This window comes from Arthrobacter sp. P2b (assembly GCF_900168295.1).
Classification (GTDB): domain Bacteria; phylum Actinomycetota; class Actinomycetes; order Actinomycetales; family Micrococcaceae; genus Arthrobacter.
The window spans coordinates 680198-702599 of sequence record NZ_FVZL01000001.1 but is presented as its reverse complement, the minus strand read 5'-3'; the positions used below and the strand labels follow the sequence as shown (position 1 = coordinate 702599).

General features: G+C 66.4%; 19 protein-coding genes, 1 pseudogene and 2 riboswitches. Of the genes and pseudogenes, 13 read left to right on the top strand and 7 right to left on the bottom strand.

Translation table 11 applies throughout. The features are described from left to right. The first annotated feature begins 102 nt into the window (after nt 1–102). From B5520_RS03195 to B5520_RS03180, 4 genes are all read left to right on the top strand, one after another. The gene (locus B5520_RS03195) at nt 103–1218 is read left to right on the top strand and encodes an NAD(P)/FAD-dependent oxidoreductase (RefSeq protein WP_079595584.1); all 1116 of its coding nucleotides are present in this window, start codon (nt 103–105) and stop codon (nt 1216–1218) included. Between the two features lie 11 nt (nt 1219–1229). Beyond that, nucleotides 1230–2441, top strand: a complete 1212-nt coding sequence (gene hutI, locus B5520_RS03190) for an imidazolonepropionase (RefSeq protein ID WP_079595583.1) — start codon at nt 1230–1232, stop codon at nt 2439–2441. A gap of 96 nt (nt 2442–2537) precedes the next feature. Then, the gene (locus B5520_RS03185; protein ID WP_079595582.1) at nt 2538–3326 is read left to right on the top strand and encodes a DeoR/GlpR family DNA-binding transcription regulator; all 789 of its coding nucleotides are present in this window, start codon (nt 2538–2540) and stop codon (nt 3324–3326) included. Between the two features lie 151 nt (nt 3327–3477). Continuing rightward, nucleotides 3478–4257 carry a CPBP family intramembrane glutamic endopeptidase gene (locus B5520_RS03180; RefSeq protein ID WP_079595581.1) on the top strand — a complete coding sequence of 260 codons (780 nt, stop codon included), beginning with the start codon at nt 3478–3480 and terminating at the stop codon, nt 4255–4257. Nucleotides 4258–4296: 39 nt separating this feature from the next. On the opposite strand, the pseudogene B5520_RS03175 reads toward B5520_RS03180, so the two are convergent. Together B5520_RS03175 and B5520_RS03170 are read right to left on the bottom strand one after the other, a co-directional pair. Continuing rightward, nucleotides 4297–5836: pseudogene (locus tag B5520_RS03175) on the bottom strand (DUF222 domain-containing protein). 277 nt (nt 5837–6113) lie between these two features. Beyond that, nucleotides 6114–6752, bottom strand: a complete 639-nt coding sequence (locus B5520_RS03170; RefSeq protein ID WP_079595580.1) for a VOC family protein — start codon at nt 6750–6752, stop codon at nt 6114–6116. Between the two features lie 165 nt (nt 6753–6917). Continuing rightward, nucleotides 6918–7033, top strand: a riboswitch (SAM riboswitch). Between the two features lie 45 nt (nt 7034–7078). Between B5520_RS03170 and B5520_RS03165 the strand changes: the two genes are divergently transcribed. The 4 genes from B5520_RS03165 (at nt 7079) to B5520_RS03150 (ending at nt 12595) form a co-directional block, all read left to right on the top strand. Beyond that, the gene (locus B5520_RS03165) at nt 7079–8404 is read left to right on the top strand and encodes a bifunctional o-acetylhomoserine/o-acetylserine sulfhydrylase (RefSeq protein WP_079595579.1); all 1326 of its coding nucleotides are present in this window, start codon (nt 7079–7081) and stop codon (nt 8402–8404) included. 162 nt (nt 8405–8566) lie between these two features. Then, nucleotides 8567–8682: riboswitch (SAM riboswitch) on the top strand. A gap of 12 nt (nt 8683–8694) precedes the next feature. After that, on the top strand, nt 8695–9810 hold the full coding sequence (locus tag B5520_RS03160) for a homoserine O-acetyltransferase MetX (protein ID WP_079595578.1): 1116 nt from the start codon (nt 8695–8697) through the stop codon (nt 9808–9810). A gap of 179 nt (nt 9811–9989) precedes the next feature. Continuing rightward, nucleotides 9990–11372, top strand: coding sequence for an MFS transporter (locus B5520_RS03155; RefSeq protein ID WP_079595577.1), 1383 nt, complete (start codon nt 9990–9992; stop codon nt 11370–11372). A gap of 104 nt (nt 11373–11476) precedes the next feature. Next, on the top strand, nt 11477–12595 hold the full coding sequence (locus tag B5520_RS03150; RefSeq protein WP_079595576.1) for a zinc-binding dehydrogenase: 1119 nt from the start codon (nt 11477–11479) through the stop codon (nt 12593–12595). Nucleotides 12596–12646: 51 nt separating this feature from the next. Here the strand turns inward: B5520_RS03150 and B5520_RS03145 are convergent, their stop codons facing one another. Next, nucleotides 12647–13546, bottom strand: a complete 900-nt coding sequence (locus tag B5520_RS03145; protein ID WP_079595575.1) for a LysR family transcriptional regulator — start codon at nt 13544–13546, stop codon at nt 12647–12649. A gap of 139 nt (nt 13547–13685) precedes the next feature. On the opposite strand from B5520_RS03145, the gene mmsB reads away from it, so the two are divergent. Together mmsB and B5520_RS03135 are read left to right on the top strand one after the other, a co-directional pair. After that, entirely contained in the window at nt 13686–14588 is a 903-nt protein-coding gene (gene mmsB, locus B5520_RS03140) for a 3-hydroxyisobutyrate dehydrogenase (RefSeq protein ID WP_079595574.1), read from the top strand. 13 nt (nt 14589–14601) lie between these two features. Continuing rightward, entirely contained in the window at nt 14602–16086 is a 1485-nt protein-coding gene (locus B5520_RS03135; RefSeq protein WP_079595573.1) for a CoA-acylating methylmalonate-semialdehyde dehydrogenase, read from the top strand. Nucleotides 16087–16165: 79 nt separating this feature from the next. Here the strand turns inward: B5520_RS03135 and B5520_RS03130 are convergent, their stop codons facing one another. The 3 genes from B5520_RS03130 to B5520_RS03120 are packed head-to-tail and all read right to left on the bottom strand — an operon-like array spanning nt 16166 to nt 18840. Beyond that, nucleotides 16166–16735, bottom strand: a complete 570-nt coding sequence (locus tag B5520_RS03130; RefSeq protein ID WP_079595572.1) for a hypothetical protein — start codon at nt 16733–16735, stop codon at nt 16166–16168. A 13-nt stretch (nt 16736–16748) separates the two neighbouring features. Then, on the bottom strand, nt 16749–17930 hold the full coding sequence (locus B5520_RS03125; protein WP_079595571.1) for a winged helix DNA-binding domain-containing protein: 1182 nt from the start codon (nt 17928–17930) through the stop codon (nt 16749–16751). Nucleotides 17931–17970: 40 nt separating this feature from the next. Then, nucleotides 17971–18840, bottom strand: a complete 870-nt coding sequence (locus tag B5520_RS03120; protein ID WP_079595570.1) for an SGNH/GDSL hydrolase family protein — start codon at nt 18838–18840, stop codon at nt 17971–17973. A gap of 78 nt (nt 18841–18918) precedes the next feature. Between B5520_RS03120 and B5520_RS03115 the strand changes: the two genes are divergently transcribed. Beyond that, complete coding sequence (locus tag B5520_RS03115; RefSeq protein ID WP_079595889.1) at nt 18919–19569, top strand: alpha/beta hydrolase; 651 nt, start codon at nt 18919–18921, stop codon at nt 19567–19569. 54 nt (nt 19570–19623) lie between these two features. Here B5520_RS03115 and B5520_RS03110 read toward each other — a convergent pair whose 3' ends face one another. Next, nucleotides 19624–19857, bottom strand: coding sequence for an RNA-binding S4 domain-containing protein (locus tag B5520_RS03110; RefSeq protein WP_079595569.1), 234 nt, complete (start codon nt 19855–19857; stop codon nt 19624–19626). 32 nt (nt 19858–19889) lie between these two features. Here B5520_RS03110 and B5520_RS03105 point away from each other — a divergent pair, with 32 nt between their 5' ends. Next, nucleotides 19890–20888, top strand: a complete 999-nt coding sequence (locus tag B5520_RS03105; protein WP_079595568.1) for a DMT family transporter — start codon at nt 19890–19892, stop codon at nt 20886–20888. Nucleotides 20889–21016: 128 nt separating this feature from the next. Beyond that, nucleotides 21017–22402 carry a glycine--tRNA ligase gene (locus tag B5520_RS03100; RefSeq protein WP_079595567.1) on the top strand — a complete coding sequence of 462 codons (1386 nt, stop codon included), beginning with the start codon at nt 21017–21019 and terminating at the stop codon, nt 22400–22402.

Below are 22402 nucleotides of genomic sequence, written 5' to 3'. Positions count from 1 at the left end.
CACCCCCCTGCAACACTTTGGTTCGCTCCCTATCCTCCGGTGGTTGAGCCTGTCGAAACCAGAAGGAGCTCAGTAACTCTGCATCTCTGCAAGGATGGACGCATGGCAGCACATTACGATGTCCTGATTGTCGGCGGCGGCATCGCCGGCCTGTCCTTGGCTTCAGCATTGGCGGGCCGGTGCAGCGTGGCGCTGGTGGAAGCGGAGCAGGAACTCGCGTACCACACGTCCTCCCGCTCCGCCCGGCAGCTCATCCCGAGCTACGGACCCCCGGTGGTCCGGGAACTGACGGTCCGGACCCTGGAGCTCATTGCCGCCAGGGACTTCGAACTGCCTGAACCGGTGCTCACGCCCCGCAGCTTCATGCTGATCGGCGGCGAGGAGGATGTGGCGGCGGAAGCCAGCGGCTCCATGCAGCCCATCACGCACGCCGAGGCGCTGGAGCTCTGTCCGGCGCTGGTCCCGGACGCGTTCAGTGCGGCGGGCCTGGACACCCACTCCTTCGGATGCAATGCTCCACTGCTGCTGGCGGACCACCGGCAGCGGGCGGAAGCGGCCGGCGTGGATATCATCACCGGCGCACGGGTCCATTCAGCGCAGCGCCTGGGTTCCGGCTGGCAGGTGGGGGCGGGCACCGAAGCCTTCCAGGCCGGCGTCCTGGTCAACGCCGCCGGTGCCTGGGCCGATGAACTCGCCGTCATCAGCGGCGTGGAAAAGCTGGGCCTTCAGCCGTACCGGCGCACTGCGGCGATTGCCGCCGTCGGGCACCCCCTGCCGGAGCACAGCCCCATGGTTGCAGCGGCGGACAACACCTTCTACTTCCGCCGGGAAGGCAACGACGTGCTCATCTCACCGTCGGAGACCGTGCCCAGCGGGCCGGAGGACGCCTGGCCCCGCGCGGGCGACGTGGAGCATCTGGTGGAACGGCTGAACGCTATCACCACGCTCGGGATCACGGCGGTGCGCAGGGCCTGGACGGGACTCAGGACCGAGGCTGCCGACGGCGTCCCGGTGGCGGGATTCGACGCCGAAGCGCCCGGCTTCTACTGGCTCGCGGGACAGGGCGGCTACGGGTTCCAGACCTCATCCGCCATGGCGGAACTGGCTGCTGAACAGATTGTGGCCGGGCAGCAGGGCCGGGGTGAGGCCGGCGGCGAGCGTCCGGAATCCCGGACAGCGGAGGCGTTGGCAGCCACCCGCTGGTCCATCCGGCGCTGAAGAATGGTTCAATGAGCATCCTGATCACCAACATTGCCGAGCTGATGACCCAGGACCTCGAACACCGGGTCCTGAAAGACGCGGCGGTAGTGGTTGAGGGGGAGCGCATCGCCTGGATCGGCGCTGCTGCCGATGCCCCTGCCGCGGACGAGGCCATGGATGCCGCCGGCCGGGCGGTCCTCCCGGGGTGGGTGGACTCCCATACCCATCTGCTGTTCGCCGGCGACCGGACGGCCGAGTTCGAGGCACGCATGGCGGGGGAGCAGTACGCGGCCGGCGGCATCGCCGTCACCATGAACGCCACCCGCGCCACCTCGGACTTCGACCTCACGCGCCTGGCGCTCGGCCGGGTGGCGGAAGCCGTCTCACAAGGAACCACCTACCTGGAGACGAAAACCGGTTACGGCCTGGACACTGACCATGAGGCCCGCAGTGCCCGCATCGCGTCCACCGTTGCAGACCAGGTGACGTATCTGGGCGCCCATCTGGTTCCGGCGGGCCAGGATCCGGAGGCGTACACCGACCTGGTGTGCGGTCCCATGCTGGCTGCGGTCCGTCCCTACGTTCAGTGGGCTGATGTTTTCTGCGAGGAAGGCGCCTTCACAGCTGAGCAGTCACGCCGGGTCCTGCTGGCCTGCCGCGACGCCGGCCTGGGGATACGGGTGCACGGCAACCAGCTCGGCGAGGGCCCCGGTGTGCAGCTGGCCGTGGAACTCGGCGCAGCCAGCGTGGACCATGTGAATTACCTGGCAGGCCGGGACGTGGAAGCCCTGGCCGGCACCTGGTCCGGCTGGAATGCGTCGAACGGCGAGGGTTCGCGGGGGACCGTGGCCACGTGCCTGCCGGCGTGCGACCTTTCCACCCGGCAGCCGTTGGCACCCGCCCGCGCGCTCCTGGACGCCGGCGTGCAGGTGGCGCTCGCCTCCAACTGCAATCCCGGCACCTCCTACACCAGCTCGATGGCGTTCTGCGTCGCTACTGCCGTGCTCCAGATGCGCCTCAGTGTGCACGAGGCAGTCCGGGCCGCCACCTACGGCGGCGCCCTGGCGTTGCACAAGGACACCGGAAACGACGCCGACGGCGAACGCGCCCTCGGTTCCATCGCCGTCGGGCACCGGGCGGACCTTCACATGCTTAACGCGCCTTCGGCCACGCACCTCGCTTACCGGCCGGGCATGCCGTTGACGTACGCTGTGTGGCGGGCCGGAGACCGGGCCCGGTAGATCCCTGCCACCTTTGTGACGTAAGGTGATCGTTTCGCTTCTGTTATGATCAGAAAGCGTCATCGAAGCGATGGCCGGAGTACCGAGAGGCCCTGCATGACCCGCACTGACCGGCTGACCGCCATCCTTGACCTGCTGGCCAAATCGGGCCAGGTGGAGGTCGATGAAATCGTCAGCACCCTGGGCGTATCACCGGCCACCGCACGGCGGGACCTGGACAGCCTGGCCAAGCGCCGGCTCCTTACCAGGACCCGGGGCGGAGCCACCACCGGTGCCCTGGCGTACGACCTTCCCGGCCGCTACAACCGGGACGACCACGCCGAAGCCAAGGAACAGATTGCACAGGCGGCGTCCGCGCTGATCAGGCCCGGCGCCGTGATCGGTCTCTGTGGCGGCACCACCAGCACCGCGCTGGCCCAGATCCTCGCCACCCGCGAAGACCTCAACGCCCCCTCCAACCAGCCCACGCTGACGGTGGTCACGAACGCCATTAACATCGCCGGGCAGCTGGCGGTGCGGCCCAACATCAAGGTCATGGTGACCGGCGGCATCCTCAACCCCCGGTCCTACGAGCTGGTGGGCCCCTACACGGACATCATCATGCAGAAGGTAGTGCTGGACATCGCCTTCATCGGGGTCAACGGCATCGACCCGGAAGTGGGGCCCACGAACACCGGCGAGGGGGAGGCCTCGGTCAACGCGCTGCTCGCGAGCCGGGCCCGGGTGTCCTATGTCCTGGCTGATTCTTCCAAGGTGGGCGTCCGGGCCTTTGCCACCATGGACGGGTACAACTTCACCCGGCTGATTACGGATGCCGGGATTTCGGCGCGGGACAAGGCGGCCTTCGAGGCCAACGGCACCGAAGTGATCGTCGCGCCCAGCTGAACTCCCGGCTCAATACGGCAGGCCTGAATATCCCCGGCCTGGATATCCCCGGCCTGGATACGCCGCACTGCATACCGCCCTCTGAATACCGCCGGCGCCACGCATGGATCGCGGTCAGGCTTGATCCAGCAACTGCAGGCAAGATGGGTACATGTTGGTTCCCTCCCGCCGCCGCCTGAAGTTCGAAGTCTGGATTGTGCTGGGCCTCTCCCTTGGCCAGTCCGCCGTGTACTCCGTGGTGCAGCTCCTGGACAAGATGACCCGTGCGCCGCTGGCCGAGGGCACATCAACGCTGAACCGCTCCCAGAGTGCCCGCGAGTATTTTGACCTGACCTACCAGTTGCTGGACATCATTTTCGCGCTGGTTCCGGTGCTGCTGGTGATCTACTTCCTTACAGACCAGCGGCAGGCGGCCTCCGGAGATGTTGGCAATCAGAGCTCAGCCTTCCGGAAACTGGGCTTCAATTTTGCACGGCCGGGAATGGACATGATGCAGGGGGTGGGGTTGGCGGCCCTGATCGGCATCCCGTCGCTCGGCCTCTACGCCGCGGGCCGGGCACTGGGGATAACCACCGCGATCATTCCCAGCGCGCTGGATGCCTACTGGTGGACAGTGCCGGTCCTGATCCTGTCCGCCATCCGGCATGCCGTGGTGGAGGAAGTCATCGTGGTGGGCTACCTGCTGAACCGCTTCGGCAAGTTTGGCTGGAGCGTGCCGCTGTCCATTGCCGCCAGCGCCCTCCTGCGTGGAAGCTACCACCTGTACCAGGGTTTCGGGCCGTTCATCGGCAATGTGGTCATGGGTATTGTCTTCGCGTGGCTCTACACCCGGACCAAGCGCGTCATGCCCCTGGTCATTGCGCATGCGTTGCTGGACATCGTCGCTTTTGTCGGCTTCAGCCTCTTTGGAAGGTCCATGGGCCTGGGCTAGGCGGGCACGACGACGGGCGGGGCACAAGCGGGCCGTTGCTCAGTTTCCGGTCCCGTGCAGGACACGCAACAGGCCTTCCTCACCCGGGGACAGCCCTTTGTAGCAAAGGTCCGGGTAGCCGTAGGGAGCACGGTTGGTCAGTGACAGCGGCCGGTGCACGTTTCGCTTCCGCTGCGAAAGTTGTCTCCGTTTCCGCTTCCGATGCAGCTCGCGCCTGAGTTGTTCCGGCCAGTATGGTGGTTCCCAGTCCTGGTGTTCGCTCTTATAGCGACGGCCTGAGGGTGAGATCCAGCCGGGTGGTTCGTGTTTCGTGGCCGGGGTGGGTGTCCAGCCGCTGGTGTGCCTGAGGCGGTGGTGTTTGCGGCAGGGCTGACCCAGATTGCTGACCCCGGTGGTCCCGCCGTGATGCCACGCCAACAAATGGTCCGCCTCGTTGTCCAACGAGTTGTTGCTGCAGCCCGGGAACGGGCACTTCCCGTCCCTCAAGCGCAGCCACCGCCGGATGGCCTTGGTGACCCGGTAACTGGTGCGCCCGATCTCCAACGGCGCCCCGTCCCGCGGATCCACCAGCACCCGGTAAAACGAGCCAGCCCCGTCCGCGACCAACTTCCGGGCCATCGACGCCGGGATGGGGCCGTAGCCGTCAAGCATCGCCGGTTCATCCGTCAACCCCATGAGCGAGAACACCGGCACCGTAACCAGAACCTCCGCGTGCGGAGTGCGGACCTCCGCCACCGCACCGCCGGGGCGCTGCCCGTTCTGCCTGTCCTGGCCGTTGCTGAGGACGGCGTCGGCGAAGATGTCGGCGCAGAGCTGGGGCAGGGTCCGGAACTCGTCCGGGCCCTGCAGGCCCCGGGCCAGGGCGGTGGTGCGGTTCCACATCGCCGACGCGGTATCGGCCGGCAGGTAGGCGTGGAACCAGGCCATCCCGTCCATGTCCGGACGGTGTTCCACCCGCCGCTCCGCGACACTCCTGGCGTGGCGTTTTTCGAGGGATTCGGGGTGGTGGCGTTCCCGCCAGGTCCGGGCCTTGTGCCGGAACCGGTGCGGCAGGCAACTCACCCGGCGCCGGCGCGGTAGCCGGATTGGGTGCATCCGGGCCCAGGAAATGCGCCTCCAACGCCGCGGCCCCGGCCCGATCCAGGGTGGCGGTTTCCTCCACCATCGCCTTCGCGTGCGCCCACGACAGGCTCCCGTCCTGCAACCCCGCCAGGGTCAACGGCAAAACATTGGCCAGCACCTGCGACTCGTTCAGCAGCACACCGGCAGCCCGCGCACCAATGGTTAGCACACCGGCGACCTCTGCGACCATCGACGCTTCCTGCGCCATCGCCCCGGACGGCACCGTGGCCCGTGACGCCACAGCCTTGGCAGCTTCTGCATACCCTGCAGTCAGATGCACCTTCAACGCAGCTGTCCCGGCCTCAAGCCGGGCGACCCCGGCGAGCCCGTCCAGGCTCCGATCAGCCTGCTCCCGCAACGGATCAAAACCCTCACCGGTCCCACGCAGCACAGCACCCAGCTCAGCAAGGGACGCCTCAAGGACCTCCAACGCTTCCAATGCCGCCCTGCTTGCCATAGGAAAACTATGACAGGGGGGTCTGACAATCCATGTGGACCACTGGGAGGTCGGCATGAAAAGCCTGGCACCCACTCCAGTCCAATGTCCGGGCGGGCCAGTAACTGCCCATGTCAGGAACCGGCAAGCCAAGACCGGGCACGCCAGGAAATGGATTCGGCCGCCATCGGCAGGTGACTTCGTTGTCACATGCTGATGGCGGCCGAAGATGGTCGGACAGGGAACCCACAGGGGTGCCCCTGCGTGATCCGGCAGCACCGGACCACGCAGCAGGAGGTCAGATTGTGACGGCTCCGCTGGCGGTTTCGAACGTAACTGACAGAATGCCCGGCGTCCCGTGCGGCGCCACCCACTCCACGGCCACGTCTTCCAGCGGCTTCTCCACCGGTTCGCCCAGCCACTCGGTGACCCGGGCAGCCGAACCGGCAATGGTGAGGCAGCTCATCTTGACGTTGCTGTCGTAGGCGTTGGACGGGTGCAGGGAGGGGTCGCCCTCCCACTTGAGCATGTACGGAACCTGGGGGTCGGCAATGAGCCCCAGGATGCCGATCTGCTTCCACACCAGTTCACGGCCGTCCGGGAATTTCCGGTTGCCGTTCACGGCGGAGCGTCCGAGGCGTTCTTCGAAGGGGGCGAGGTCGTCCACTTCGACGCACCAGCCCATCCATCCGCCGCCGGCCGCCGAGCGGGCACGTACTGCCTGCCCGAAGGGTGCCTTGTCGGATGCGGGGTGGTCCAGGACCTCCACCACTTCGAGGTATTTGTGTCCCGCGAGCGGGATGATCATATTCCGGGTTCCGAACCGGGGGTGTACCCCGCCTTTCACTGCCTCGACGCCGAGGGCAGAGGAAATACGTTCGGTAGTGGCCGCGAGGCCATCGTGTTCACAGGCGTAAGAGACGTGATCCATGCGCATGCCAACATCTTGGCACTTTGTGATCGGGCTCTCAGCTAAGGGTTGCCTTACTGGGATTTTCCGAGGTCAACCCCTTCACGGGTCGCCTTCAGGCGGTGAAACCTGCAGGACTATGTTCGTCACAATGCTGTCCGGCCAGCCGGCAATGTTCCTACACTGAGCTCAGGTCATGAGCGCCAGCGCCAAGCCCCGGCTCGCTGGCCGGCAACCCTCCATCCGCGGTGGGGTGCCCCGGGTGAGGACCTGGCTGTCCGGCAACGGCCGGATGGCAAGCGCGGCCCGTGGTGCTCCCAGCCCGCCCCGGGCCCATGTCAAAGGAGCCTTGAATGTCCAACGGATGGTCCTTCGAAACCCGCCAGATCCACGCCGGACAGGAACCGGACAGCGCCACCGGCGCCCGTGCGCTGCCCATTTACCAAACCACGTCCTTTGTGTTCCCCAGCGCGGAGAGCGCCGCGAACCGGTTTGCGCTGGCGGAACTGGCGCCCATCTACACGCGCATCGGCAACCCGACCCAGGACGCGGTGGAGCAACGGATTGCCAGCCTCGAAGGCGGCCTGGCAGCCTTGCTGCTCAGCTCCGGACAGGCAGCCGACACCTTCGCTGTCCTGAACATTGCCGAGGCCGGCGACCATATTGTCGCGAGCCCCAGCCTTTACGGCGGAACTTACAACCTCTTCGCCCACACCCTGAAGAAGTTCGGCATCAGCGTCACGTTCGTGGCGGATCCGGACAACCTGGACCAGTGGCGCGCCGCCGTGCAGCCGAACACCAAGCTTTTCTTTGCCGAGGTGGTGTCCAATCCGCGGCAGGATGTCCTGGACATCGAAGGCGTCTCCCAGGCCGCCCACGAGGCAGGTGTGCCGTTGATCGTGGACAACACGCTGTCCACGCCGTACCTGATCCGTCCGCTCGAGTGGGGCGCGGATATCGTGGTCCATTCGGCCACGAAGTACCTGGGTGGCCACGGTGCGGCCATCGCCGGCGTCATCGTGGACTCGGGCAAGTTCGACTTCAGCAAGGACCCGGAGCGGTTCCCCGGCTTCAACACCCCGGACCCCACCTACAACGGGCTGGTCTACGGCCGTGACCTCGGGGAGGGCGGCGCCCTGGGTGCCAACCTGTCCTACATCCTTAAGGCACGCGTCCAGCTCCTGCGGGACCTGGGCTCTGCTGTTTCGCCGTTCAACGCCTTCCTGATCTCCCAGGGCCTGGAGACGCTGAGTCTTCGCGTGGAACGCCACGTGGCCAACGCCGCGGAGGTTGCCCGCTGGCTGGAAGCGCGTGACGACGTCGAATCCGTCGCCTACGCGGGCCTGCCCTCGAGCCCCTGGTACGAGCGCGGCCGCAAGTACGGACCCAAGGGCACCGGTGCCATTGTGTCCTTCAACCTGGCCGGGGGTGCCGAGGCCGGCAAGCGGTTCGTGGATGCCCTGGAGCTGCACTCGCACGTAGCCAACATCGGGGACGTCAGGTCCCTGGTCATCCACCCGGCGTCCACCACCCACAGCCAGCTCTCCCCGGAGCAGCAGGCCGTGGCCGGCGTGACCCCCGGGCTGGTCCGCCTGTCGGTGGGCATTGAGCACATCGACGACATCCTGGCCGACCTCGAGGCCGGCTTCCGGGCAGCAAAGGCGGCGTCGGGCGCCTGACCAGATTAAGGCGCGACGGCGGCCGGCACGTAGGCAGGCAAGCGGCAGGCAGCTGCAGGGCACCAGCAAACAGGCAGCCAGGGCGGGCGCGCCCGGGCCGGGGAAGTCACAACCAGTCACACTCTTGGCTTGGGACGGGTGGTGTTTCGTACACTCGAACCAGGTCATGAGTGCCAGTGACAGCCCCGGCTTGCTGGCCGGCAACCCTCCTTCCGCGGTGGGGTGCCCCGGGTGAAGACCTGGCCTGCCGGTCATTCGACGGCGGGCAAGCGCGTAGAAGAGGTCTTGCCATGACGGTTACCGTCACCCGTACCACCGTTCCCGAACACGGGATTGTCCGCTACGCCTCCATTGGAGGCCTGGAACTTGAGGCGGGCGGCTATCTTCCCGAGGTGACGCTCGCCTACGAAACCTGGGGCACCCTCAACGAAGACGGCAGCAACGCCATCCTGATCGAACATGCCCTCACCGGCAGTACCCACGTGACCCGGGGCGACACCGACGAACCGGGCTGGTGGGAACAGCTGGCCGGACCCGGTGCACCCGTGGATACAGACCGTTTCTTCGTTGTCTCCATCAACATCGTGGGCGGCTGCTACGGATCCACCGGCCCGTCCTCGCCTGCCCCCGACGGCAACCCATGGGGCTCCCGCTTTCCCCTGGTCACCCTGCGGGACAGTACAGTGGCGGAGGCCCGGCTGGCTGACCAGCTCGGCATCTCCAGCTGGTTTGCCGTCCTGGGCGGTTCGATGGGCGGCGCCCGCGCACTCGAATGGGCTGTCACCTACCCGGAGCGCGTGCAGCGATGCGCGGTCATCGCCGTAGGGGCCGCCAGCACCGCCGAACAGATCGCCTTCGCCCAGGCGCAGACCCTCGCCATCCGGCAGGACCCCAACTTCAACGGCGGCGATTATTACGGCGGCCCTTTCCCCGAGGCCGGACTGGCACTGGCACGGCGCATCGCACACATCACCTACCGCTCAGCCGCCGAGCTGGAAGGCAGGTTCGGCCGTGCCCCGCAGGCTCCCGAATCGCCCTTGCAGGGTGAGTGCCTGGCGGAACGCGGACGCTACCAGGTGGAGAGCTACCTTGACCACCAGGGCAACAAGCTGGTGCAGCGGTTTGACGCCAACAGCTACATCGCCATCACCGAGGCTCTGATGAGCCATGACGTGTGCCGGGGGCGCGGCACGCTGGCCGAAACACTGGCCGCCAGCCAAGCCCGCTTCTTTGTTGCCGCCGTGGACTCCGACCGCCTGTACTTCCCGTCCCAGTCACGTGAGCTGGCCCGGGCGCTTCCGGAGGATGTGGACGTCCACCTGATCGAGGCGCCCATTGGCCACGACGGGTTCCTGACCGAAATCGGCCAGCTGGGACCGCAGCTCCAGAGGCATCTTTCCGCGTAGCACCACTCCCTCCTCTGCCCGGATGTGCGTTTATGCAGATGTGCTCTGCGAGATTCGCCGTTGAGCTGGGCTGACAGGCGGACCATACTCAATGGGACCCGGCGGTTCGTGGCCAAAATCACACGTATCCGCCCCAATACGTCCCAGTGGTGTCGACGACGACGCCGAAGGAGTAACAGATGAGCACGGAAAGCTCCGCCGCACGGCGGACTGAGGAAACCGACGTCAAGGCCTCCGGCCTGAAGAAAGTCGTCACGGCCTCCATGGCCGGCACCGTTGTGGAGTGGTACGAGTTCTTCCTCTATGCCTCCGCCGCCACCCTGGTGTTCGGCAAAATGTTCTTCCCCAATTCAGGGACCGAACTGGATGGCATCATCGCCGCCTTCGTCACCTACGCCGTAGGCTTCGTGGCGCGCCCCATCGGCGGCATCGTCTTTGGCCACTTCGGTGACAAATTCGGCCGCAAGCAGCTGCTGCAGCTGAGCATCATCCTGGTAGGCGTGGCCACCTTCCTCATGGGATGCCTGCCCACGTTCGCCCAGATCGGTTACTGGGCTCCGGCCCTCCTGGTGTTCCTGCGCTTCGTGCAGGGCTTCGCCGTCGGCGGCGAGTGGGGCGGCGCCGTCCTGCTGGTCGCAGAGCACAGCCCCAGCAAGTCCCGCGGTTTCTGGTCCAGCTGGCCGCAGTCAGCAGTACCAATGGGCAACCTGCTGGCCACCGGCGTGCTGTTCACCCTTTCGGCCACGCTGTCCCAGGAAGCATTCCTGGGCTGGGGCTGGCGCGTCGCCTTCTGGCTCTCTGCCGTCATCGTGATCGTCGGTTACTACATCCGCACCAAGGTCCAGGACGCGCCGATCTTTCTCGAGGCCCGCAAGGAAGTCACCGTGGAGAAGAAGGGCTACGGCGTTGCCGAAGTCTTCCGCCGCTACCCGCGTGGTGTATTTACCGCCATGGGTCTGCGTTTCGCCGAGAACATCCTGTACTACCTGGTGGTGACCTTCTCCATCACGTACCTCAAGGTTGTGGTCCAGACTGACACCTCCCGCATCCTCCTGCTTCTGCTCGTGGCGCACTTCATCCACTTCTGCGCCGTGCCGCTCGTCGGCAAAATGTCCGATGCGTTCGGCCGGCGCCCGGTCTACATGGCCGGCGCCATCCTCGGCGGCACCTGGGGCTTCTTCGCCTTCCCCATGATGGACACTGCCAATGACATCGTCATTCTGGCCGCCATCACCATCGGCCTGCTGTTCCACGCGCTGATGTACGCGGGCCAGCCGTCCATCATGGCCGAGATGTTCCCCACCCGCATGCGGTACTCAGGCGTTTCCCTGGGTTACCAGGTGACCTCCATCGTGGCCGGTTCACTGGCCCCGATCATCGCCACATCGCTGCTGAGCAGCTTCAAGTCCTCCACTCCGGTGGCGCTGTACCTGCTGGGAACCTGCATCGTGACGGCAATCTCCGTGTTCTTCCTCAAGGAAACCCGGGGCATTTCGCTCCGCGATGTGGACGCAGCCGATGCCCAGGGCACGGCCGACCTTCTCGCATCCGGCAAGAAATAGGCAACGCCACCACAAAAGCCACACAGCATGCCAGCTGCCCGGACCCGCCACCACGCAGGCCCGGGCAGTTGCGCGTCAGCACCTCGAGGAAGTCAGGATTCTCCATGAAAGCAGCCGTTCTTTACTCCACGGTCCCGTCCGGAACCAGCTACACCGAAGCGCACCCGCTTCAGGTGGAGGAGCTCGACCGGCCCGAACCCCGCGCCGGCGAGTTAGGCATCCACATCACCTATTCGAGCCTGTGCCACTCTGACCTCTCCGTGGTGGACGGTTCCCGCGTCAGGCCGCTCCCGATGGCGCTGGGGCACGAGGCTGTAGGACGGGTCGCTGCCGTGGGGCACGGCGTCACCGATGTTTCCCCGGGGGACCACGTAGTCCTCGTCTTCGTCCCGAGCTGTGGTGGCTGCCGTGCCTGCCGGGCAGGCCGCCCGGCGCTCTGCCACCGCGCCGCCGACGTCAACGGGTCGGGGGACCTCCTCCATGGCGAAGCCCTGCTGCGGACACCTGCCGGGAAGCGCATCAACCACCATCTGGGGGTTTCGGCATTCGCCAATTACGCCGTGGTGGCCCGTGAATCAGTAGTGGTTATCGACGACGACGTCCCGGACACCGTTGCCGCAATGTTCGGTTGCGCCGTGCTCACCGGAATGGGGGCCGTCCTCAACACAGCGGCCGTCCAGCCCGGCCAGTCCGTAGCTGTCTTCGGGCTCGGTGCCGTGGGGCTCTCGGCCGTTATGGCCGCGGCGCTCGCCGGTGCCTCCTCCGTGATCGCCATCGATCCCAACGCCGCCAAGCACGGGCTCGCGCTGAAGTGCGGGGCAACGGCCGTAGGGACCCCGGATGACGCTTCCCGCCTGATTGCCGATGCCTCCGGTGACGGTGTGGACACCGCCGTCGAAGCTGTGGGGTCTGCCCGGGTCATCGCCTCGTGCCTGGAGCACGTAACGCGCGGTGGCTCCGTAGTCTCCGTAGGGCTGCCGCATCCCACGGCGGAACTGACGGTGCCGGCGCTCCAGTTCGCTGGTGCGGGCAAACGGCTGCTGGGCTCGTACATGGGGGACGCCGTCCCGGGCCGGGACATCCCCCTCTACCTTGGCTACTGGCGGGAGGGCAGGCTTCCCGTTGAACTGCTGCACACCGACACCCGGCCGCTTGACCAGATTAACGAAGGCCTTGACGCACTCGCTGCGGGGCAGGTGGTGAGGCGGCTCTTCCAGGCCTGACAACTGCTCCGGGTCTAAGGGACCAGGACCCAGGGACCATGGTGCCAGGGCCTAGGCTGCCAGCAGATCCTGGCGGGCCGCCACTTCTTCCTTGAGGGCAGCGATCACGGCCTGCACCCGGGCGGACCGGAGTGATTCCGGCCGGGCCACCGCCCAGACGGGAATCTGGCGCTGAAAGGCGTCGGGGAGCACCGGAATGAACTCCGCGTTCTGCGCCACCATAAAGTTCGGGAGCAGCCCGATGCCGACGCCACGGCGCACCGCCTCCACCTGGGCAAAGATGCTCGTCGCCTGGAAGCTGGATTTCGGCATCGGCAACTGCGAGGACCGGTGGCCCAGTTCGGCAACCTGCAGGGCGGACTCAACGTAGGAGACGAAGCCGTGCTGCCCCACGCCGTCGGGCGTTTCCGGCAAACCCCGCTGCGCCGCGTACGCGGGACTGGCATAGAGCCGCAGGAAGTAGTTGGCCAGGAAGATGGCCTGCGCATTGCTCACATCCGTGCGGCCCACCACCACTTCAAGGTCCACGCCGGAGCGGTTCTGGCTGACCTTGCGCGTGGCGCTGAGCATCTCCACATTCAGCAACGGATGCCGCTGTTGGAGGCGGACCAGGGCAGGAGTGACGAATTCGGCGCCGAAACCGTCAGAGGTGCTGATGCGCACCATGCCGGACACTGCGTCCCGGTCCTGGCCCACAACGGCGGCCAGTGACCCCAGTGTTTCCTCGATCGTTTCCGCAGCCGCGACGGCCGAAGCGCCAAGCTCCGTCAGCTCCCACCCGTGCGGACTGCGCTCCAGCGTCCTGCCGCCCAATTGCTTGTCCAGGGCGAGGATCCGCCGCGAAATCGTGGTGTGCGTGGTGCCCATGGTTTCGGCGACCGCGTTGAAGCGTCCCAGCCTGGCGACAGTGAGCAGGATCAACAGGTCGTCCGGACTTGGAAGCCGCGCCACCGGGTGTCCCTTCGTTCGTGTGCATCAGTGCACATACCACCTGTGATTTTTCCCCTTGATTGCACTGTAGCAGGGTGTGATGGTGGACACAGACCTTCCGGCCGGTCCTGGCCGGAGGCACAGCAAAGGAGCTTATGCCATGGCAGTAGTCGGTTGGATCGGTTTGGGAAACATGGGCGGATCCATGTCGGGGAACCTTGCCAAGGCGGGTCACGACGTACGGGGATTCGACCTCAACCCCGCCGCCGTCGCCGCTGCCGAGGCTGGCGGTGTGAAGCCGGCGGGAAGCATCGCAGAGGCTGTGGCGGGCGCCGATGTTGTGTTCACCATGCTTCCGAAGGGCGAACATGCCAAGGCCGTCTACCTGGGTGCGGACGGCGTGCTGGCACATGCGGAAACACGGACGCTCCTGGTCGATTCCTCCACCATCGATATCGCGGCTGCCAGTGAACTGCACGACGCCGCCGCTGCCGCCGGCTTCCGCTTCGTCGATGCCCCCGTCTCCGGCGGGATGAGTGGCGCCAAAGCAGGAACACTCACGTTTATGGTGGGCGGTGAAGCCGACGCAGTAGCGGATGCCACCCGCTACATCGGGCCGATGGCCACCAACATCATCCCCACCGGCGGAGCCACTACCGGCCAAGCGGCCAAGATCTGCAACAACCTGATGCTCCTGATCAACCTGGCCTCCACCGCTGAGGGTGCAGTGCTGGCCGACAGGCTCGGACTCGACAAGAAGGTGTTCTGGGACATCGCCTCCGTGTCCTCCGGTGACAGCTGGGCCCTGCGCACCTGGTACCCCGTTCCCGGTGTGGTCCCCACCGCCGCATCCAACAACGACTTCGCGCCCACGTTCACCGCCGAGCTGGCGAACAAGGACATCGGCCTGGCCATCAGCGCTGCCGAGGACACCGGCACGCCGCTCGAAATCGGCAGGCATGTTCAGCAGCTGTACCAGCGCCTCATCGATGCGGGCGAGTCCGGCAAGGACTGCTCCATGATCATCAAGCTCGCCGACGGTTCCCTGGATTCAGCAAAGTAGAAGAGAGACTTTCATGCACACCATTCCGCATTACATCAACGGCAGCCGCGTTGCCGATGCCGAGCGCTTTGGCCCCGTGTTCAACCCGGCCACCGGAGAACAGGAAAAGCAGGTTGCGCTCGCTTCCGCTGCCCGGGTAGAGGAAGCCATCGCCGCTGCCACGGCCGCGCTGCCCGCCTGGCGGGCGACGAGCCTGGCGAAGCGGACCAACATCTTCTTCCGGGTCCGCGAAATCCTCACACAGCGCAAGTCCGAGCTGGCCGCCATCCTGACCAGTGAGCACGGCAAAGTACTCTCCGACGCCGAAGGGGAGATTTCGCGCGGCCTCGAGAACATCGAGTTCGCCACCGGACTGTCCCACATGCTTAAGGGGGAACGCTCGGAGCAGGTCTCCAGCGGCGTGGACGTGCACTCCGTCCGGCAGCCTGTGGGTGTGGTCGCCTGCATCACCCCGTTCAACTTCCCGGCCATGGTGCCGCTCTGGATGATCGGCAGTGCCCTGGCGTGCGGCAACACCGTGCTGCTGAAGCCCAGTGAAAAGGACCCGTCCTCCGCCGTGTTCATCGCGGAAGTCTTCGCCGAAGCGGGACTGCCGGCGGGTGTGCTGAACGTGGTGCAGGGCGACAAGGGAGCCGTGGATGTGCTGCTTGAACACCCGGACGTCAAGGCCGTCAGCTTCGTGGGCTCAACGCCCATAGCGCAGTCGATTTACAAGCGCGCGGCCGACCACGGCAAGCGGGTCCAGGCCCTGGGCGGGGCCAAGAACCACATGGTGGTCCTGCCGGACGCGGACCTGGACATGGCAGCAGACGCCGCCATTTCAGCTGCCTACGGCTCGGCCGGTGAGCGCTGCATGGCGGTCAGCGTGCTCGTCGCCGTCGGTGCCATCGCCGACGACCTGGTGGCGGCCATCCAAAGCCGGATGGCCACCCTCACGATTGGTCCCGGGACGGACCCCGCATCGCAGATGGGACCGTTGATCACCGCCGAGCACCGGGACAGGGTGGCCTCTTATGTGGCAGGCGCCGAAGATGAAGGCGCCACAGTGGTTGTTGACGGCCGCTCGCAGCAGTTCGATTCCAACGGGTTTTTTATCGGAGTCAGCCTGGTGGATCACGTCAAGCCGGGCATGAAGGTCTACGACGACGAAATCTTCGGTCCCGTCCTGTCCGTAGTCCGGGTAGATTCCTACAGCGATGCGGTCCGCCTGGTCAACGACAACGAGTTCGGAAACGGGGTTGCCATCTTCACCCGCGACGGCGGTGCCGCCCGGCAGTTCGAGTTCGACGTCGAGGCCGGCATGGTGGGGGTCAACGTGCCCATCCCGGTTCCGGTGGGTACCTTCTCCTTCGGTGGCTGGAAGAACTCCCTGTTCGGGGACACGCACATGTACGGGCCGGACAGCATCCGGTTCTACACCCGGGGAAAAGTGGTCACCACGCGGTGGCCGGACCCCGCAACGTCGGTCATCGACCTGGGTTTTCCGCAGGTGGACTAAAGCGCGTGGACTAACGCGCGTGGTCTTTCCGCTGGTGGACTAACGCACGTGGGCTTTCCGCTGGTGGATGTGACGCAGTTCAGCCGTTCATGATGTCGCTGCGGCGTGTCATGTACTCCTCGACGGACAGTTCGCCGTTGCTGTATTGCTGGTCCAGTTCCGCAAGCTTCCGCGCCCGGTAGCCCTGAGGGGCCGACGGCGGCGGGGGAGTAGCGGGGGCCACGTGCTGTTCGGGGGAGGGCTGGCCGGGCGCGCCCTGCTGGGCCCCGGGCTGGGAGAACGGGGGCTGGGAGAACGGGGGCTGCTGGAACGGCGGCTGCGGCGCGGTCCGGTTGTCGGCGCCCGGCATCGGCTGCTGGGGCGGCTGGCCATACTGGTAGGGCAGCGGCTGGGGATCATTGATGGGCTGCGGCCGCTCGATCTGCTGGAATCCGCCGGCAAAATAGTCCTGCTGGGTGTAGCCGTCGCGGGGCTGCTTGCTCTGCGGCCCGGCCGATCCAGGGAATTGGCCGGCGCCCGGGAACTGCTCCGGGTAGCGCCCGGAGAAGCTCTGCCCATGGTCCCTGCGGGCCACGGATTTCCGGTACATCCGCATGGCCACCGGGATCAGGAGTGACAGGATGATGATCCAGAAAAACAGGTTGCTCACGGTGGGGCGCCTCTCATGTGTGTCCTTCCAGCTTAGCCCCGGAGTGCACACGAACGGCCGGGAGCCCCGTGAAAGCCGCGTAGCGGTCCAGAGCATCCTGGACCGCGGCGGCCAACGGGGAACCCGGCATTTCAGCGGCATGGGACAACCGGATATCGAGTTCGCACCGGTCCGGAAGCAGTTTGTGCCGCCAGGAGCCGGCCATCCGCCCATCCAGCAGCACCACGTGGATGGGCTCGCCGGCAAAGGGGAAGGAAGGGGCGCTGCCGCCCATGTAATGCCGGGTGGCGGAATAGCCCATCACATATTCGTCGTAGCACTGGATCAGGTCGACCCGCGGTCTGCTATCGGAGCGAGGTCCGCGGTCAGGACCAGCGCTGGCTTCCCCGCCGGCTTCTACAGGATAGTAATGCTCGACGCCGTCAATGGCCGTTGCTCCCAGGGCACCGGGATGGGCCTCCATGGCCAGCTGCACACCCTGACGTATATCGGTCATTGTCAGCTTTGACCAGTCCGCGCAGTCCCGGATCGTGGCGGGTCCCCGGCTGGTGAAGTAGCGGAGGGCGAGTTCAGCCAGTGCTTCCGGCCGGGAAAGCGGTACGGCCGGCCCGGCGGGTACCCGCTCGTCAAAGAGCGCGTACGTCTGTCTTAGTGCACCGCCCGGGCTCCGGACCGGCGTGCCGCTGGCAAGGACGCCGCTGGCTTCGGCGTGCATGATGATGTACGCAAGGCGCAGTCCGCTGGCCTCGAAGCCGGCCTCCTGCAGCTTCACGGCCAGTTGCCCGCGGGTGAGGTGGTTGCCGCCGGCCACAGCCCCGGCCAGCACCTCGCCGCCCCGGGCCGCAGTTGCTTCATCGATTCCGGTGAGGCGGTACGTCGGCGCATTGGCCTGGTGGAGCCGTGGGGCAGAGAGGATTGACAGCCACCGGAGGTCGTCACGGTGCACAAAATGCCAGGTGGGCCGGAGGATATGGGTCCGCAGGATCCGGCCGTCGGCCACTGCCTGCTCAACCTCCGCTGCCGCAACGGGGGATGCGCCCGCCGACACCCGCTGGGCCAGGCTCCACCGGGCGTAGGGAAACTCCTGCGCCTGCACGGCCAGCAGTTTTCGCAAGGCGGCCTTCGGCGATGCGGCAGCGGGATCCCGAAGCATCTGGGCCTGCAGCCTCAGCCGCACCACCATGTCCGGTTCCATACCGCCCGCCTGCGCCGCTGCCAGGTTCCAAGTTCCGGCGTCAGCGCCGGGACGGCTCCGCGGTACCCAGCGGCCCCTCGCCCGAACCCAGCGGAACGCCCGGGCCAAAGACGGGACCCGGCGTCGGACGTTTTGCGGTGATGCCGTCCCCGGAGGACTGGTGGCGGAGGCGGCGCAGCACCCACGGGACAAAGTATTCGCGCGCCCACACCAGGTCACCGGACCGCGCCTCGCGCCACGTCCGGTGCGGCAGGGCCTTGGGCTGCAGCGGCTCCAGGGTGTGCTCCACGTTCAGTGCATCCAGCACCATGGCCGCGATGGTGTGGTGGCCCAGCGGCGAGAAATGCAGCCGGTCCTGGTCCCACATCTGGGGGTCGCTGAGCTGCCGGAGGGACCACATGTCCGCAATGACCGCGTCGTGCCGGGCCGCGACGGTGCGCAGGTTCTCGTTATAGATGGCCACCTTGCTGCGGATCCTGCCCAGCACGGACGAACCGGTATCGGGCCCGTTGAAGAGGACCACAGTGGCGCCGCCCATGGCCAGGATCTGCACCACGGAATCCAGCTTTTCGGCCAGCGCGTCAGGGTCACCGCCCGGGCGGATGAGGTCGTTGCCCCCGGCGGACAGGGTGACAAGGTCCGGCTTCAGGGCCAGGCAGGGCGCCAGTTGCTGGTCCACGATCTGCTGCAGCAGCCGGCCCCGTACCGCGAGGTTGGCGTACGCGAAGTCCGGCTGGGTGCGGCCCAGTTCCTCCGCCACCCGGTCCGCCCAGCCGCGGAAGCCGCCGGGGCTTGAGGGCTCGGGGTCGCCGATGCCCTCGGTGAAGGAATCGCCCATGGCCACATACCGGGTCCAGGGGTGGGATCCGGAGCGTGCATGCGGGGTTTCAATGATGCTTGCGTCAGTCACGGTCCTTATCCTGCCTTCCGGCTCTCTGGCTACGCGAACGTAGGTTGTTGCCCTCAGGTAGCTGTAACAATGGAAACCATGACTGAAGCCGATGTATTTCCTGCCCCTGTTGTTCTGTGGTCCCACCCGGAGGACCAGCGCGACGGAAAGCCGCTGCTGGTGCTCCTGCACGGATATGGCGCCAACGAGCAGGACCTGCTGAGCCTGGCAGACCTGCTGCCGGGGGACTTCGCAGTGGCCTCCGTCCGCGCGCCCATTGCTATGGGCCCCGGCTTCACCTGGTTCCCGCTCAACGCCTCCATCGACTATTCGCTGGACCGGGTCAAGGCGGCGTCGTCCTTCGTGCTCGACTGGATCGACACCATCAAGGTGGGCCACCCGTCGGTGTCCCTGCTCGGTTTTTCCATGGGGATGGCCATGGCCACCACGCTGCTGCGGCAGCGGCCCACGGACTTCGCGGCCGTCGTCGGCCTGTCAGGCTTCGTGGTGGACGCCGGCGACGACCCCACCTTCCGGGACGCCGAACTGGACGGAACCATTCCCATGTTCTGGGGGCGGGACCAGCAGGACCCCGTGATCACCCCTGACAAGATCGACTTCACCATGGGCTGGGTCCGCAAGCACGTCAAGCTCACCAAAGTGCTGTACACGGGCATGTGGCACGGCATCAACCAGCAGGAAATCGGGCATGTGGGGGAGTTCCTCACCCACGAGGTCCTGAAGAAGTAGGCGTACGACGGCGGCCGGTCACCTTTCGGGCGCCGCTCCGCCGTCGCAGCAGGTTCAGTCCGCTTCGGGTGCCACCACGCGTACGGTCTGGTTATTGACCGTGACGGTGTCGCCGTTGTGCAGCTGGCGGCCGCGCCGGTCGTCGATTTCGCCGTTGACCTTCACCAGGCCGTTCTTGATCAGATCCGTGGCCTCCACACCGTCCTCCACCAGGTTGGCGAGCTTCAGCAGCTGGCCCAGACGGATCATGCTGTCACGGATGGGGACGTCCTCAACGGGGTTGCTCATGTAGCAATAATGCCTGACGTAAGGTGGATTCAATGACCTCCACCTCCCGCCTGCCGCTGCTCGCAGGCCTGCCGCTGGCGGTAGGCGCCGGCCTTGCCATCCCTGTCCAGGGCCGCATCAACGGAGCACTCGGAGCCCGGCTCAATGACGGAATCGCTGCCGCCGTGGTGAGCTTCAGCACAGGCCTGGTGGTCATGATCCTCATCTCGCTGCTCCTGCCCCGCGGCCGCGCCGGGCTGGCCAGGATCCTTCCGGCCGTCCGCAGCAGGGCCTTTCCCCCCATCTACGTCCTCGCCGGCTGCATCGGGGCGGTCTTTGTCTTTGCCCAGTCCTTCACGGTAGGCCTCCTTGGGGTGGCGCTGTTCACGGTGGCCACCGTCACCGGGCAGACGGTGAGCGGACTCCTGGTGGACCGGCTGGGCCTCGGGCCCGCGGGCAAGAAACCGGTCACGGGCATCCGGATCATCGGCTGCGTGCTCACCATCGCCGCCGTCGCATGGGCTGTTTCACCGCGTTTCGCCTCAGGCTCCGCGCCCGGAACCGACGGCGGTCCCGCTTCTTTGGTGCTTCCACTCCTGCTCCCTGTGGCCGCAGGGTTCCTCATGAGCTTCCAGCAGGCCATGAACGGCACCGCCACCGTCCACTACGGGACCCCCATCGCCGCCACACTCGTCAACTTCGTGGCCGGCTGCCTGGTGCTGTGGACCGCGCTCGCCGTCAAGGTTTCGGTGGCCGGGCCGGGCAACCCGCTGCCGGGGGAGTGGTGGTACTACCTGGGCGGTCCCATGGGCTGTGTCTTCATTGGCCTGGGAGCGCTGCTGGTTCGAAGCCTGGGCGTCCTGGTGACTGGGCTGGGAATGATCGCGGGCCAGCTGCTCGGATCGCTGGCCCTGGACGTGGTGCTTCCCGGCCCCGGCACCGTGGTGGCGCCCGCCACCGTCCTGGGCACCATCCTGACGCTGGCCGCCATTATCCTGGCCACGCTGCCGTGGCCGCGGGGCGCGCTCTGCAGGCAGCGGCCGGTAGGCTAGGACACGCAGCTTTACCACCCCCTTCATCCGCCCCGACCGGCCACCGGAAGTGCCCTGCTTTTGGTGATGCCCGGGGCCTGAAAACCGCGGACCGCACCCAGCGGCCCTGTAGAAACTGGAGTTACCCCATGGCAGCAAAATCCGTTCTCGACCAGGTCATTTCCCTCTCCAAGCGGAGGGGCTTCGTGTTCCAGGCCGGTGAGATCTACGGAGGTTCGCGTTCTGCCTGGGACTACGGGCCCCTTGGCGCCGAGCTGAAGGAAAACATCAAGCGCCAGTGGTGGCAGTCCATGGTCCGCGGCCGCGAGGACGTGGTGGGCCTGGACTCCTCCGTCATCCTGCCCCGCCAGGTGTGGGAAGCCTCCGGCCACGTGGAGGTCTTCTCCGACCCGCTGGTGGAATGCCTCTCCTGCCACAAGCGCTACCGCGCCGACCACCTCGAGGAAGAGTACGAGGAGAAGAAGGGCCGCCCCGCCGAGAACGGCCTGAAGGACATCGCCTGCGCCAACTGCGGCACCCGCGGTGAATGGACCGAGCCGCAGGAATTCTCCGGCCTGCTCAAGACCTTCCTGGGCCCCGTGGCCAGCGAAGAAGGCATGCACTACCTGCGCCCGGAAACCGCCCAGGGCATCTTCGTGAACTTCAACAACGTCCTCACCACCTCCCGCAAGAAGCCCCCGTTCGGCATCGGCCAGATCGGCAAGTCCTTCCGCAACGAGATCACGCCCGGAAACTTCATCTTCCGCACCCGCGAGTTCGAGCAGATGGAGATGGAGTTCTTCGTCGAGCCCGGCATGGACGAAGAGTGGCACCAGTACTGGATGAAGGAGCGCATGGCCTGGTACACCGGCCTGGGCATCCGTGAAGAGAACCTGCGCTTCTTCGAGCACCCGCAGGAAAAGCTCAGCCACTACTCCAAGGGCACAACGGACATCGAATACCGCTTCGGCTTCCAGGGCTCCGAGTGGGGCGAGCTGGAAGGCATCGCCAACCGGACCGACTTCGACCTCTCGACGCACGCCAAGGCCTCCGGCACGGACCTGAGCTACTTCAACCAGGCCACGAACGAGCGCTACACCCCGTACGTCATTGAACCCGCGGCCGGCCTGACCCGTTCCTTCATGGCCTTCCTGGTGGACGCCTACACCGAGGACGAGGCCCCCAACGCCAAGGGGGGCGTGGACGTCCGCACCGTCCTGAAGCTGGACCCGCGGCTGGCCCCGGTGAAGGCCGCCGTGCTGCCGCTGAGCCGCAACGAGGACCTGTCCCCGAAAGCCAAGGACCTCGGCACCCAGCTGCGCAAGAACTGGAACATCGATTTCGACGATGCCGGCGCCATCGGCCGCCGCTACCGCCGCCAGGACGAAATCGGCACCCCGTTCTGCATCACGGTTGACTTCGACACTCTCGAGGACCAGGCCGTGACCATCCGCGAGCGGGACACCATGAGCCAGGAACGCGTTTCCCTGGACAAGGTGGAGGGCTACCTGGCCGCACGCCTGATCGGCGCCTGA